The organism is Streptomyces silvisoli (assembly GCF_029269905.1).
In the GTDB taxonomy this organism is placed as follows: domain Bacteria; phylum Actinomycetota; class Actinomycetes; order Streptomycetales; family Streptomycetaceae; genus Streptantibioticus_A; species Streptantibioticus_A silvisoli_A.
This window is the reverse complement of the sequence record NZ_JARJBC010000081.1, coordinates 1-554: the sequence shown is the minus strand read 5'-3', so window position 1 is coordinate 554 and position 554 is coordinate 1. Positions and strand designations below refer to the sequence as shown.

Below are 554 nucleotides of genomic sequence, written 5' to 3'. Positions count from 1 at the left end.
ACCTATACATGACCCCGCAGACGGTCGCCGGCATTGTCTGTGACGTCCGCCAAGCACTCCCGCACGCCCTGTTTTGTACCGAGGAGGCCACCCAGTGGTTCTCCGAAGAAGGGTTCGACCGCTGGCAGATCAGCGGCCCGCCGGACGGTGAGGGCCAGATCGAGAGTTTCTTGGGAGATGATCACCGCATCGTCAAGCTGCTAGTGCGAACCTTTGGCTTTCCCAGCGACGAGTTGTTCCAGATCGTCAAACCTATCGTCGGGGACCGTGGCACAGTATCTCTTTCCGCAACAATGACGGATGGTCTGGTAGAGATCGCCGGACGGGGGGTCTCCAAAGGTTCAGCGTTGAAGCAGGTCTGCGATGATCTAGGCATCGATCCGGCCGACGCTGCCGCCTTCGGCGACATGCCAAACGACCTCACGATGCTGGAAACGGTCGGACACCCCTACATCGTGTCAGGTGCTCACCCGGTACTGCGCGACCGTGGATTCGCCATAATCGGCAACCACGACGAGTCGGCGGTGGGACGGAAGGTACGGGCTTTACTGGAT

Annotated in this window: 1 protein-coding gene; it reads left to right on the top strand. The window is 60.1% G+C overall.

What is annotated here, in order from left to right; genetic code table 11:
- Nucleotides 1-554, top strand: a 554-nt coding sequence (locus P3G67_RS35805; protein WP_276097247.1) for an HAD hydrolase family protein, incomplete at both ends; no start/stop codon positions are given.